Below are 13204 nucleotides of genomic sequence, written 5' to 3' on the forward strand. Positions count from 1 at the left end.
GCATCCGCTACTCGACCTCGAACTCCTCGGCCGAGTCCGGCCGGGTGGCGCGTCGGCAGCGGGGGACGCACTATTGCAAGCGCCTGCTTGCAATAGTTAGCGCGACGGGGCATGGTGGAGGCATGGCATCGCTCAACGTCGGCAATCTCGGCGAGTATCTGCGCGAACAGCGGCGCAACGCGCAGTTGTCGCTGCGGCAGCTCGCCGATGCCGCCGGGGTGTCCAATCCGTATCTGAGCCAGATCGAGCGCGGGCTGCGCAAGCCCAGCGCGGAAGTGCTCCAGCAGGTCGCCAAGGCGCTGCGGATCTCCGCCGAGACGCTCTACGTGCGGGCCGGGATCCTCGACGCCGAGCGTGACCGGGACGCGATCGAGACCCGGGCCGTGATCCTGGCCGACCCGACGCTGACCGAGCGGCAGAAGCAGGTGCTGCTCCAGGTGTACGAGTCGTTCCGCAAGGAGAACGGCTTCGACGTTGACGCCGACGCCGACGCCGGGCCCCTCATACCCGGTGACGGCGCCGATGGCGCCGCCACCGACGACTCCGGCCCGCGGCGGCGCAGCGCCGGCTGAGCGCTGCCGGTGCGGCCGGGCGGCCGTACCGCCGCCGTACCGCCGCCGTACTCAAAACCCTCATACCGAAAGCCACTGGGAGGACCACCACCATGGCCGTCACCGACGATTTGCGTAAGACGTTCCGCGACCCGAAGCCCCTCTACTTCGCCGCCGGCACCGCCGACCTCGCGCTTCAGCAGGCCCGGAAGGTGCCCGGTCTGGTCGAACAGCTGCGCGCCGAGGCCCCGGCCCGGATCGAGGCCGTCCGCAACGCCGACCCGAAGGCCGTGCAGGAGAAGGCCACCGCGCGGGTCAAGGAGACACAGGAGACCCTGCAGACCAAGGTCAACGAGTTCATCGGCTCCCTCGACGCGGACTTCAAGAAGCTCGGCGAGACGGCCCAGGACCTCGCCCTGCGCAGCGTCGGCGTCGCCGCGGAGTACGCGGTGCGGGCCCGTGAGACCTACGAGAAGGTCGCCGAGCACGGCGAGCAGACCCTGCGGACCTGGCGCGGCGAGGCGGCCGAGGAGATCGAGGAGCTGGCGATCGCCGTGGAGCCGGATGCCAAGCCGGCCCAGGCGGACCGGGCCGCCGACGCCGACGAGCCGGCCGGTGCGACGACCGCGTCCGCCTCGGCCGCGGAGAAGAAGCCCGCCGCCAAGAAGGCTCCGGCCGCCCGCAAGCCCGCCGCGAAGAAGACGACGCCGCCGGCCAAGTGAGGTCGGCTCACCCGAAGGGGTGAACATCACGGGTCGGGCACTCCTGGGGTGCCCGGCCCGTTCTCCGGGTACCGGGCCCTCGGAGGCGGGTACGGTGACCGCGAAGAGACGTACGGATTCGGGTGGTGGACGTTGTGCTGATGCAGGGATTCGCCGGGTTCATGTGGCTGTTGAGCATGGCCCTGATCCTTTTCAGCGGTTTCGCGCTGATCGACGCCGCCACGCGCCGCGAGGACGCCTACCGCGCGGCCGACAAGCAGACCAAGCCGTTCTGGCTGATCATCCTCGGGCTCGCCTTCGTGGTGAACCTGATCTTCAACATCCTGTCGTTCCTGCCGATCATCGGCCTGATCGCCACCATCGTGTACGTCGTCGACGTCCGCCCGGCCCTGCGCGGCCTGTCGGGCGGCGGCCGCAGCCGCAGAGGCTCCAGCAGCGACGGGCCGTACGGGCCGTACAACGGCGGTCGCTGACCCCCGGGGGACCGCAGGCCCGCCCGGCCCGGCCGGGGGCCTACGGGGACTACGGCTCCCGGTCCAGCAGCAGCACCGCCACGTCGTCCGTCAGCTCGCCGCCGTTGAGCTTGCGGACCTCGTTGACCGCCTCGCGCAGCAGCCGCTCGCCCCGCATGCCCTGTTCCAGCAGGCGGTGCACCATCTCCACCATGCCGTCCTGGCCGAGCCGCTCCCGGCCCTCGCCGACGCGGCCCTCGATGAGGCCGTCGGTGTAGAGCATCAGGCTCCACTCCGCACCGAGCTGCACCTGCATCCGCGGCCAGCGGGCGCCCTGCAGCAGCCCGAGGGCGGGGCCGTTGTTGTCGTACGGCAGCAGCCGGGGCGCGCGGCCCGGTACGGCGATCAGCGGTGCCGGGTGGCCCGCCAGGCACAGGCCGGCGCGGCGGCCGTCCGGCGCGATGTCCACCGTGCATAGCGTCGCGAAGATCTCGTCGTCCGCGCGCTCGTGCTCCAGCACCTGCTGGAGCGTGCCGAGCAGCTCGTCGCCGCACAGCCCGGCCAGTGTCAGGGCGCGCCAGGCGATGCGCAGCTCCACGCCGAGGGCGGCCTCGTCCGGGCCGTGGCCGCAGACGTCGCCGATCATGGCGTGCACGGTGCCGTCCGGGGTGCGCACGACGTCGTAGAAGTCGCCGCCGAGCAGGGCGCGGGAGCGGCCGGGGCGGTAGCGGGCGGCGAAGCGCAGCGGAGACCCGTCGAGGAGCGGCGTGGGCAGCAGCCCGCGCTCCAGCCGGCGGTTCTCCTGGGCGCGCATTCGTCCCTCGGCGAGGCGCCGCTCGGCCGTGTCGGATCGTTTCCGCTCGACGGCGTACCGGATCGCCCGGCTCAGCAGCCGGCCGTCCAGCTCGTCGCGGAAGAGATAGTCCTGTGCGCCCACGCGTACCGCCTCGGCGCCGCGCTCGGCGTCGCCGGACGCGGTGAGGGCGAGGACGGCGTGCCGGGGCGCGAGCTCGAGTACGTGGCGCAGTACGGCCAGCTCGTCGTCGTCCGCGTCGCCGGGGCGTCCGGGGGCGGTCAGCGCGAGGTCCAGGAGTATGCAGTGGACGTCGTCGGTGAGCAGCCGCTCGGCCTCGGTGAGGTTGCGGGCGGTGCGGATCCGGATGGGCTTGCCGGCCTGGTCGAGCAGCTCGGGCACGATCGGCGAGCCGCCGGGGTCGTCCTCGATCAGCAGCAGCGTCAGATTGGCTTGGGAGCTGTTCTCGGCCGTCTGTTCCCTGCGCGAAGCCTCGTCCTTCGCGAGGCCGCCGACGGTGGGCGCGGCCGGCGCCTGACCACTCTCCGCGGCCGGGATCGCTCTCTGCCGCGGTACGGGTGCGGGCATTGTCGTGAGTTCCTTCCCTCCCCCCGAGGGCACGGCGGGGCGAGGGACCTCGACCCACCGACGGGGACCATAGCGGGTGTCGGCACCGCAGCGGAATGGTGTGCGACACCCCGCCGGGCCGGTAAGGGCCGTCATATGCCGCGTTTCCTGCCGCAGTTGGACACGGCGGCTGTCAGGACGGGATGACGAAGGTCACGTCCGGCGGGAGTTCGGCGGGAGATCGGCGGGGTGGGGGTGCGCCGGGTCACGTGGTGGAGGTCACCGTGGTGTGTTCGGCGCGGGTCACCGTGGTGTTTCCGGCTGCCGGCAGGCCCGCCGGTCGGACGTCAGCCGCGCGCACCGCCACCCGGGCGCCCGGGCGGCGGAGCCTCCCGTCAGGCTCCGTCCGGCCGCACGACCCCCAGGATCGGCAGGGAGCCCGCGCCCGCCGTGGTCACCGTCCGCCCGGGGCGCGGGGCGTGCACCATCGTGCCGTCGCCGATGTACATGCCGACGTGGGTGGCGTCGTCGAAGTAGATGATGAGGTCGCCGGGGTGCATGTCCTCGACCGCCACGCGCGGCAGCTGCCGCCACTGTTCCTGCGAGGTGCGCGGGATGGTGCTGCCGGCGCTGGCCCACGCCTGGGAGGTCAGGCCGGAGCAGTCGAAGGTCGCCGGGCCCTCGGCGCCCCATTCGTACGGCTTGCCGATCTGGGCCGTCGCGAACTTCACGGCCTTCTCGCCCTGCTCGGAGGCCTTCCCGGCGGCGCCGTCGAGGGCGCCGGTGTCCAGCCAGGCGTTCTGCGCGCGCTGGGCGGCGGCCCGCTCCAGCTCGGCGAGGCGCTCGCGCTCCTTCTTCTCCAGCCGGGACTCCAGCTTCTCGGCCTCCGCGATCCGCCGCTCGATCTTCTCGCGGGCGGTGGCCTTCGCCTTCCGGCCGGCCTCCATCTGCTTCAACTGGGCGGAGGCGTCGGCGGCGTACAGCTCCAGGTCCTGCTGGGTGCGGGTGGTCTGCTCCAGCAGGTGACGAGTCGCGCGCTCGCCCTGGCGGACCCGGCCGGTGCCGTCGAGGAACTCCTGCGGGTCGTCGCTGAGCATCAGATGCGCCTCGGGCGGAAGGCCGCCCGTGCGGTACTGCGCGGCTGCCGCGGCGCCGGTGCGGTTCTTCAGCTCGGCGAGCTTCTTCTTGCCCTCGACGATCTTCCCGGCCAGCTCGACGAGTTCGGCGGACTGCCGTTCGGCCCGCTCCTCGGCCGCGTTGTAGGCGTCGGTGGCGGCGGAGGCGGCGCGGTAGAGGCGCTCCAGCTTCTGCCGGACGGCCTCGAGCTCCTCGTTGGTGACGGGGGCCCGGGTCGTGGAGGCGGCGGCGGGCGGCGCGCCGGACGATGTGGACGCGGGGTCCGGCGCCGCGAACGCCGTCCCCGGCAGCGCCAGCACGGTGACCGCGCAGACGACGGTCACGGCGGCAGCGATCACGCTGCGCTTGGCCGTTGCCATACCATCCCCCAAAACTGATTTACCGTCAGTAACACGTGGTCGTCGGGTGGATCGTGCCACGCCTCGCCGCAAAGCGACAGAGGCCCCGACACTCTCCGCGTCGGCGCCCGCTACGACGATCTCCCCGACTCCGAGACGAACGACTCACCCCGGATCGTTCCGCCCGGGCCGCGGCGCCGGGGGGACGAGGGGCGAAGGGGGCGCGTCCGGGGCGCGAAGTCGGCGAGTGCGGAGGAGAGTTGCTGTCGGCGGGGGAAGGGCGGGAGAACCGGCGGGCGGGGCGGGGCCGTGTCGCCCTGCGGGGGCGGGGCCGTCACGCCCGGCGGTACGGAGCCGTGTCGCTCGGCGGAGCCGAGCCGCGTCCCCGGCGCAGCTGGACCGTGTTCCCCGCAGCCCTCAACCGCCTCACCCCCACGTGCCCGCGCCCCCCGGCAGCCCTCGCCCGCTTCACCCCGCGGGACCGCGTTCCCCGGCAGTCCTCAACCGCTTCACCCCCACGTGCCCGCGCCCCCCCGGCAGCCCTCGCCCGCTTCACCGCGCGGGACCGCGTTCCCCGGCAGTCCTCAACCGCCTCACCCCGCGGGGCCGCGTTCCCCGGCAGTCCTCAACCGCTTCACCCCCCCGCGAGACCGCGCCCCCCGCCGCAGCCTCCAACCGCCTCACCCCCGCGGCGCCAACGCCCCCCACCGCACCGTCACTTCCCCTTGACGCCACCGGGCGGGCCCGTCCGTCACCGGCCAGTCCGTCGTCAGGGAGCGGACGGTGCGCAGCCAGCGCTGGCGGGCGCCGTAGGAGGCGTAGGGGGCGGCGGCGGCCCAGGCGCGGTCGAAGTCGCGGAGGAAGGCGTGCACGGGCTCGCCGGGGACGTTGCGGTGGATCAGCGCCTTCGGCAGCCGTTCCGCCAGGTCCGAGGGGCGCTCCAGCGAGCCCAGCCGGGTGGCGAAGGTGACCGTGCGCGCCCCCTCGGGGCCGAGCGCGACCCAGACGTGCCGCCGCCCGATCTCGTCGCACGTCCCCTCGACCAGCAGCCCGCCCCGCGTCCCCGTCGCCGGGTCGGCCGGCGCGAGGCGCGCGCACAGCCGCTCCCAGACGCCGGCGACGTCCCCCTCGTCGTACTGGCGCAGCACATTGGCGGCCCGGATGAGGTGCGGGCGCCGGGGCAGCGGGATCTCGAAGCCGCCGTGCCGGAAGGCGAGCCCCTCGCGCTCGTACGGCCGTGCCGCGGCGACCCGTGCCGGTTCGATCTCGACGCCGACCACGCGCGCGTGGGGCGCGACCGTGCGCAGCCGGCCGAGCAGCTCGACGGCGGTCCAGGGGGCGGCGCCGTAACCGAGGTCGACGGCGACGGGGTCGGCGGCGCGGCGCAGCTCGGCGCCGTGGGTGGCGGCGATCCAGCGGTCCATGCGGCGCAGCCGGTTGGGATGCGTCGTACCGCGCGTGACCGTTCCCACGACGGGGGTGCGCCCGCTCGGGCGAAGCGCGGCGGGGGAGGGCATGCCATCGAGGGTAAGCGGCCAGGAGCGGGGGACTCGGACCGAGGTCGAACGGTTGAGCGAGAGGGGGTAATGATTCGGTAAAACCGCCCCGCGCCGAGGTCCGCCGGAAATGCGACCGCCCCGTGCGGGCGTTCCCCTCCCAGAGGACCCCCCACGTCCTCCCCGAGCCGTGCCCGCAGCAAGGAGGACCGCAGTGAGCCAGTATGTGAGCAGGCTCGGGCGTCGTTCCGCGGGGACACCCCCGCGGCTGCGGCTGCATCGCAGGCCCCGCCGGATCGCGATGCTCTCCGTGCACACCTCCCCGCTCCACCAGCCCGGCACGGGCGACGCCGGCGGAATGAACGTCTACATCGTGGAACTGGCCCAGCGGCTCGCCGCGATCAACATCGAGGTCGAGATCTTCACCCGGGCGACCGCCGCCGCCCTCCCGCCCACCGTCGAACTGGCCCCCGGCGTCCTCGTCCGCCACGTCGACGCCGGACCCTACGAGGGCCTCGCCAAGGAGGACCTCCCGGCCCAGCTGTGCGCCTTCACCCACGGCGTCATGCAGGCGTGGGCCGGCCACCGCCCCGGCCACTACGACCTGGTCCACTCGCACTACTGGCTCTCAGGCCACGTCGGCTGGCTCGCCGCCCAGCGCTGGGGCGTCCCCCTGGTGCACGCCATGCACACCATGGCCAAGGTGAAGAACGCCAACCTCGCCGACGGCGACACCCCCGAGCCCGCCGCCCGCGTCATCGGCGAGACCCAGATCGTCGACGCCGCCGACCGCCTGATCGCCAACACCGCCGAGGAGGCCGGCGAGCTGGTACGGCACTACTCCGCCGACCCCGCCAAGGTCGCCGTCGTCCACCCAGGCGTGAACCTCGACCGGTTCCGCCCCGCCGACGGCCGTGCCGCCGCCCGCGCCCGCCTCGGCCTCCCGCAGGACGCCCTGATCCCCCTCTTCGCCGGCCGCATCCAGCCCCTCAAGGCCCCCGACGTGCTGCTGCGCGCGGTCGCCGTCCTGCTGGACGAGCGCCCCGACCTGCGCTCCCGCATCGTCGTCCCCGTGGTCGGCGGCCCCAGCGGCAGCGGCCTCGCCAAGCCGGAAGGGCTGCAGAAGCTGGCCGCGCGCCTCGGCATCGCGGACGTCGTGCAGTTCCGCCCGCCCGTCGGGCAGGACCGGCTCGCCGACTGGTTCCGGGCCGCGTCGGTGCTCGTCATGCCGTCGTACAGCGAATCGTTCGGCCTGGTCGCCATAGAGGCCCAGGCGACCGGCACGCCGGTGCTCGCGGCGGCCGTCGGCGGCCTTCCTGTGGCCGTACGGGACGGGCGCACCGGCGTCCTCCTCAAGGGGCACGATCCCGCCGCCTACGCGCGCGTGCTGCGCGATTTCGCCGACGATCCGCGGCTGACCGACCGCATGGGCGCCGCCGCCGCCCGGCACGCCCGCGACTTCGGCTGGGACGCCTCCGCCGCCGCCACCGCCGAGGTCTACACGGCTGCCCTGCACGCGCACCGCCGTCGCGTACGCTCGCATCATGGCTGACGTACAGAAGGCGGCGGGCGCCCTCGAGGACGCCCTCAAGGACGCCGGACTGGAGTGGGAGAACCCCGCGGCGGGCCACTACGTCGTGCAACTCCCCGGCACCCGCAAGCTGTCGACCACGGTCTCGATGATCATCGGCAGACACTCGCTGTCCCTGAACGCCTTCGTCATCCGCCACCCCGACGAGAACGAGCCCGCCGTCCACCGCTGGCTCCTGGAGCGCAACCTCAAGCTGTACGGCGTCGGCTACGCCCTCGACCCCCTCGGCGACATCTACGTCACCGGCAAGCTCCCCCTCGCCGCCGTCACCCCGGACGAGATCGACCGCCTGCTCGGCCAGGTCCTGGAGACCGCCGACGGCGACTTCAACACCCTCCTGGAGCTGGGATTCGCCTCCGCCATCCGCAAGGAGTACGCGTGGCGGGTGTCACGGGGCGAGTCGACCCGGAACCTCGACGCCTTCACCCACCTGGTGGAACGCCCGGCGGATTCCTAGCCGGTCCGTCTGTCGCGCTCGACCGTCTGTCGCGTCTGACCGTTTGTCGCGTCTGACCGTTTGTCGCGTCTGACCGTTTGTCGTGCCCCACCGCTTGTCGCGCCCGACTACTTGTCGCGCCGGTCCGCCAGTAGTGGCCGGTCCGCCAACCGTGCCGTCCGCCAGCCATGCCCGGCTGTCCGGCCGCCCGGCTGCCCGGCCGCCGTTGCCGCCCCGGCGTCACCTGGGCGGCCGGCGGCGTCTACACGGCGCTGACCTCAGGCTTCACGGGCCCGCCCGTCGCCGCTCCGGACCCGGCGCCCTCGTCCTCCGGCAGCCGGCGCATGAGCACCGCGTACCCGGCGCCGGCCACGGTGCCGACGACCGCGCACAGCCCCCACAGCCACTGCGCCCCGAACCGGTCGATGACGAAGCCGGACATCAGCGGCGCCACCAGCGCGGCGACCGACCAGGACATCGTGTACATCCCCTGGTAGCGCCCGCGCCCGTGAGCGGGCGACAGCCGCACGACCAGCCCCGTCTGGGTCGGTGCGTTGACGATCTCGGCGAGGGTCCACACGCAGACGGTGAGCGCGAAGACCCCGACAGACCCGGCGAAGGCGGTGAGCCCGAAGCCGTAACCGGCCAGGAGCGAGGAGACGACGAGCAGTTGCCGTTGGTCGCGGTGCTGGATGAACCGGGTCACCGGGATCTGCAGCACGACGATCAGCACACCGTTGACGGCGATGGCCATGCCGTAGTCGGCGGCCGAGAACCCGGCGTCGCCCATGGCGATCGGCAACCCGACCGACGCCTGCTGGAAGATGAGCGCGACCAGGAAGGAGAGCCCGACGACGCTCATGAACCGCCCGTCCCGCACCACGGTGCCGAGCCCGACCTCCGGTTCGGCCGCCTTCTCGGCGGGGCTGCGCTCCGGCCGCGACTCGGGCAGCTTGACGAAGACGACGATCGCGCAGGCCAGGGTCATCACCGCCTCGATCAGGAACCCGGCGAGATAGCTGACCTCGGCGATGAACCCGGCGCCCATGGAGGAGACGGCGAACCCGAGGTTGATGGCCCAGTAGTTGAGCGAGAAGGCCCGCACCCGGTCCTCGGGCCGGACGATGTCGGCCATCATCGCCTGCACGGCCGGCCGCGAGGCGTTGGACGCCGCCCCGACGAGGAAGGCAACGCCGGCGATGGCGACCGGATGCTGCACGAAGCCGAGCAGCGCGACGGACAGCGCGGTGGACACCTGCGCGACGAGCAGCGTGGGCCGCCGCCCGAGCCGGTCGGCCATCACCCCGCCCGCGAGCGAGGACAGCACCCCGCCGAGCCCGTGCAACGCCGCGACCAGGCCGGCGTACGAGGCGGAGTAACCGCGGTCGAGGGTCAGATACAGCGCCATGAACGTGGCCACGAAGGCCCCGAGCCGATTGACGAGCGTGCTGAGCCACAGCCACCAGAACGCCCGCGGCAACCCGGAAACGGTCTCCCGGCCGGCACGTCTCAGACGACTGAGTGACACGAAGGCTCCCCCGGGGTGTGCGATGAGGTGAAGCGGCGGGAGCTGCCCTGTAAGCAGCTTGAGCCGCGAGCAGACCTTACGGCGGGAGGGCGGGGGAGGGCCACTCGATTAACGCCGTCGGGCACCCGCCGTCCGCCGCCTGCCCCCGGGCTCCCGGCCCCTCCCCGGCCACCCGTCCGCCCTTCGGGCAGGCGCGCGAGCGATCAAAGCCGTCCATTACGCTCGGAGCCATGGCCGACGCACCGTACAAGCTGATCCTCCTCCGCCACGGCGAGAGCGAGTGGAACGAGAAGAACCTGTTCACCGGCTGGGTGGACGTCAACCTCACCGCGAAGGGCGAGAAGGAGGCGACGCGCGGCGGCGAGCTGCTGAAGGACGCCGGCCTGCTGCCCGACGTGGTCCACACGTCCCTCCAGAAGCGAGCGATCCGCACCGCGCAGCTCGCCCTCGAGTCCGCCGACCGCCTCTGGATCCCGGTCAAGCGCTCCTGGCGCCTGAACGAGCGCCACTACGGCGCCCTCCAGGGCAAGGACAAGGCCCAGACCCTCGCGGAGTTCGGCGAGGAGCAGTTCATGCTGTGGCGCCGTTCCTACGACACCCCGCCGCCGCCCCTGGACCGCGACGCCGAGTACTCCCAGTTCTCCGACCCGCGCTACGCCACCCTCCCGCCGGAGCTGCGCCCGCAGACGGAGTGCCTGAAGGACGTCGTCGTCCGCATGCTCCCGTACTGGTTCGACGCCATCGTCCCCGACCTCCTGACCGGCCGCACGGTCCTCGTCGCCGCCCACGGCAACAGCCTGCGCGCCCTGGTCAAGCACCTCGACGGCATCTCCGACGCCGACATCGCGGGCCTGAACATCCCGACGGGCATCCCCCTGTCCTACGAACTCGACGCCGAGTTCAAGCCCCTGAACCCGGGCGGCACGTACCTCGACCCGGACGCGGCCGCGGCAGCGATCGAGGCGGTCAAGAACCAGGGCAAGAAGAAGTAAGCCGTACTGATCAAGCCCCCTGCCTGCGGTTTTCCCGCAGGCAGGGGGCTTGTTTATGCACTGGGGCCGTCGCTGGGCCGTGAAGGGGATTCGGGGCCACTGTCAAGCGTTCCCGCGCGCCTCGGTGAACAGCGATGGGCCCGGTATGCTGTTCGCGCCTCACCTGAACCTCCCCTGAACTCTGCGTAGATGCGCGTGAGTTCTAAGGCTCCGGCCCGATCGGCGGGCCGGCTGGAGGGAGAAGGGAGATGGTGGAGATGAGCCTTGAGAAGGACGAGTCTCGTAGGTGGACCAGTGCCGAGAGGTGGCAGGTCTGGCTTGCGGGCGCGAGCCTCCTGGTGGCCATCGCTACCGGCGTGATGCAGTCCGCTCGATGAGCGAGTCACGCGCGAGGACGGTCGCGACCGGGAGCTGGACATGCAGCGAGCCCGGTCTGCTGGTAGGCGACCGGGCTCGTTGACTGCGAGAGGGCCTGGGTCTGGTTGCCGCCGGATCCAGGTCCTCGGTCGTCCGAGTGTGACACTCAGACATTGCAATGCAATGTCTCACGACGCTGCTAATTCCATCAAGTTTTGTGACCTGATCCAGAGCCGCGATGGCCCCTCTTCGCCGTCGCCGAGCTGGTCAAGTTGACTGAGAAGACGTCTGTCACTTGCGGTCGAAGACGGACGCCACTGCCTTGCGAGTACGTTCCTGACTCGAAGGCATGAGATGTGCGTACACGCGGAGCGTCAGGCCTGGGTCCGAGTGGCCCAGATACTCGGCGAGAGCCTTGATGTTCTCGCCCGCGTCGAGGAGCACCGAGGCGTAGAAGTGCCGCAGGGCGTGCATGCCGTTCTCGCGAGACTCGGCGTATGAGCCGCCCGGCTTCCGCTCGGGGATCACGCCGGCCGAGGCAAGCGCCGGTTTCCACGCCTCCTCGTTGAGCGAAGTGCGCCAGACGTGCCCACCGCGTGGCCCAGTGAAGATGAGCCGCTTGGTCACCGGAGGGCCGTCGGCGACCTTCCACGGCAAGGTGATCTCAACCGGCGGGAACCGCTTCATGTGCGCCCGCAGCGCATCGGCGACGGGACCAGGAAGCGGCACGTCCCGCAGCTTGCCGCCCTTCGGCGGCGCGAACACGGCCTTGCTGCGGCTCAGCTTCAGTTGCTGGACCACGTGGAGCGTGTCCGAGGCGAAGTCGATCGCGTCGACGGCCACGCCCAGGATCTCGCCCTGGCGGAGCCCGCAGCCGCCGCCCAGATCGACCATGGCTTGGTAGCGCTCGGGCATGGCGGCCCGGACGGCGAAGACCCGCTCGGGCGTCCACGGCACGACGCGCTTGTTGTCGACGGTCGGCGGCCGGACCGACCGGGCGGCACACGGGTTGCGGGGAAGGTGACCGTCGTCCACAGCCGCGCTGAGCGCCGCCCGCACGTTGGAGTAGATCGTCCGGGCGTACGACCCGCGGACGCCATTCTCCTGCAACTGCCGAACCCAGTCCCGAATGTGCGCCGGTTGGAAGGAGCCGAGCGGACGCGAGCCGAGGTAGGGGAAGGCGTGCAGCCGTAGCTGCGACTCCATGGAGGCTTGGGTGTTCGGGTCGGCGCCCTGCGTGGCGACCCAGCGTTCGGCGTACTGCTGGAAGGTGATGCGGGCGGCGCGCGGGTCGATGTACTGCCCGCGCGCCATGTCCGCCTCGATGTGAGCCAGCCACTGATCAGCGAGCCGCTTCTGACGGTCGGGGAAGCTCTTGGACTTCTCCGTACCGTCCGGGCCGACGTAGCGAGCGCGGTAGCGGAGACCGGACCCGTAGCGCTCGGTCTTGACCTTGCGCACCTTCCCGTCCGGGCCGGTCTCGGTTCTGTACCAACGGTCTTGGACGTGTCCGGCCATCAGGCGGCAGCCCCTTCCCGCAGGGACTCGACCCAAGCTTGGACGTCCGCCGGGTCGTAGCGCAGGTGCCGGCCGACCCGGAAGCCACGGGGACCGGTGCGCTTGCGGCGCCACTGGTAGACCGTCTCGACGCTGGGCAGGTCGAACATCGCCACCAGGTCGTCAGGAGTCAGGTACCGCGATGGCAGACCACGCGGCTCGGAGGCCGCTTCCGCGACAGCGAGACGACGGCTACCCATGGGTGGGTTCTCCTTCCGTTCCGGGAGCGGGTTCGAGGGATTCGGCGAGCCAGGCTTCGGCGTCGGTGAGGCCGGTTCCGGCGTAGACCCAGTGCGCGAGGACGAGGGTGGTGTCCGGGTCGGTCTCGTTCGCTGCCAGGGCCTGTGCGCGGCGCCATTCGGCGCGGGCGTCGCGGAGGGCGCCAAGGGTGGTGGAGTAGCGGCGGGATTTGGTGGAGAAGTGGCCGCGGAAGCCGAGCATGTGGGCCCAGGCCCGCAGGCGGAGGTGTTCGAGGTCCTTGCGGGCGCCGAGGGTCCAGGCGGTGCGAATGAGCCGGCGGGCGTGGTCGCTGATGTCGAGCTGGGCGAGTTCGGCGAGGAACCTCAGCGGCCGGTCGAGAGCTCCCGTGGCTGTCTCGGCGCCCTTGGTGGCGTACTTGGCGATGTACGCGGCGACGGCCCGCTCGGTCAGCTCCTTGCCGCCGTCGAAGTCGGCCGAGCGGATGGT

General features: G+C 72.2%; 13 protein-coding genes. 6 read left to right on the forward strand and 7 right to left on the reverse strand.

Annotated features, from left to right (window positions below; translation table 11 throughout):
• The first annotated feature begins 122 nt into the window (after window positions 1-122).
• The 3 genes from ABZY13_RS27955 to ABZY13_RS27965 all read left to right on the forward strand — a co-directional run bounded on the left by ABZY13_RS27955 (window position 123) and on the right by ABZY13_RS27965 (window position 1746).
• A complete protein-coding gene (locus ABZY13_RS27955) occupies window positions 123-572 on the forward strand; it encodes a helix-turn-helix transcriptional regulator (RefSeq protein WP_356635501.1) in 450 nt (149 codons plus the stop codon).
• A gap of 92 nt (window positions 573-664) precedes the next feature.
• Window positions 665-1273, forward strand: coding sequence for a hypothetical protein (locus ABZY13_RS27960; protein ID WP_356635503.1), 609 nt, complete (start codon window positions 665-667; stop codon window positions 1271-1273).
• A gap of 140 nt (window positions 1274-1413) precedes the next feature.
• The gene (locus ABZY13_RS27965; RefSeq protein ID WP_356635526.1) at window positions 1414-1746 is read left to right on the forward strand and encodes a DUF2516 family protein; all 333 of its coding nucleotides are present in this window, start codon (window positions 1414-1416) and stop codon (window positions 1744-1746) included.
• 49 nt (window positions 1747-1795) lie between these two features.
• On the opposite strand, the gene ABZY13_RS27970 is transcribed toward ABZY13_RS27965, so the two are convergent.
• The 3 genes from ABZY13_RS27970 to ABZY13_RS27980 form a co-directional block, all read right to left on the reverse strand.
• Entirely contained in the window at window positions 1796-3106 is a 1311-nt protein-coding gene (locus tag ABZY13_RS27970; protein ID WP_356635505.1) for a fused response regulator/phosphatase, read from the reverse strand.
• A 374-nt stretch (window positions 3107-3480) separates the two neighbouring features.
• Complete coding sequence (locus ABZY13_RS27975) at window positions 3481-4581, reverse strand: NlpC/P60 family protein (protein WP_356635507.1); 1101 nt, start codon at window positions 4579-4581, stop codon at window positions 3481-3483.
• Between the two features lie 659 nt (window positions 4582-5240).
• Entirely contained in the window at window positions 5241-6032 is a 792-nt protein-coding gene (locus ABZY13_RS27980) for a class I SAM-dependent methyltransferase (protein ID WP_356635528.1), read from the reverse strand.
• Between the two features lie 238 nt (window positions 6033-6270).
• Between ABZY13_RS27980 and mshA the strand changes: the two genes are divergently transcribed.
• Together mshA and ABZY13_RS27990 are read left to right on the forward strand one after the other, a co-directional pair.
• Complete coding sequence (gene mshA / locus ABZY13_RS27985; protein ID WP_356635509.1) at window positions 6271-7608, forward strand: D-inositol-3-phosphate glycosyltransferase; 1338 nt, start codon at window positions 6271-6273, stop codon at window positions 7606-7608.
• A complete protein-coding gene (locus tag ABZY13_RS27990) occupies window positions 7601-8104 on the forward strand; it encodes a YbjN domain-containing protein (RefSeq protein WP_356635511.1) in 504 nt (167 codons plus the stop codon). The genes mshA and ABZY13_RS27990 overlap by 8 nt, the downstream gene beginning before the upstream one ends.
• Before the next feature lie 241 nt (window positions 8105-8345).
• Here the strand turns inward: ABZY13_RS27990 and ABZY13_RS27995 are convergent, their stop codons facing one another.
• Entirely contained in the window at window positions 8346-9611 is a 1266-nt protein-coding gene (locus tag ABZY13_RS27995) for an MFS transporter (RefSeq protein ID WP_356635513.1), read from the reverse strand.
• Window positions 9612-9841: 230 nt separating this feature from the next.
• Between ABZY13_RS27995 and ABZY13_RS28000 the strand changes: the two genes are divergently transcribed.
• Complete coding sequence (locus ABZY13_RS28000; RefSeq protein ID WP_356635515.1) at window positions 9842-10603, forward strand: phosphoglyceromutase; 762 nt, start codon at window positions 9842-9844, stop codon at window positions 10601-10603.
• A gap of 648 nt (window positions 10604-11251) precedes the next feature.
• Here the strand turns inward: ABZY13_RS28000 and ABZY13_RS28005 are convergent.
• From ABZY13_RS28005 to ABZY13_RS28015, 3 genes are all read right to left on the reverse strand, one after another.
• Window positions 11252-12478, reverse strand: coding sequence for a site-specific integrase (locus ABZY13_RS28005; RefSeq protein WP_356635517.1), 1227 nt, complete (start codon window positions 12476-12478; stop codon window positions 11252-11254).
• Window positions 12478-12717: a helix-turn-helix domain-containing protein gene (locus ABZY13_RS28010; RefSeq protein WP_073934353.1), complete on the reverse strand. Its 240-nt coding sequence runs from the start codon at window positions 12715-12717 to the stop codon at window positions 12478-12480. Before ABZY13_RS28010 ends, ABZY13_RS28005 begins: the two co-directional genes overlap by 1 nt.
• Window positions 12710-13204 (reverse strand): replication initiator (locus ABZY13_RS28015; RefSeq protein WP_356635520.1); only part of this gene is annotated, 495 nt, incomplete at its 5' end. The genes ABZY13_RS28015 and ABZY13_RS28010, both read right to left, overlap by 8 nt.

Source organism: Streptomyces sp. NPDC006610, assembly GCF_040611575.1.
GTDB lineage: Bacteria > Actinomycetota > Actinomycetes > Streptomycetales > Streptomycetaceae > Streptomyces.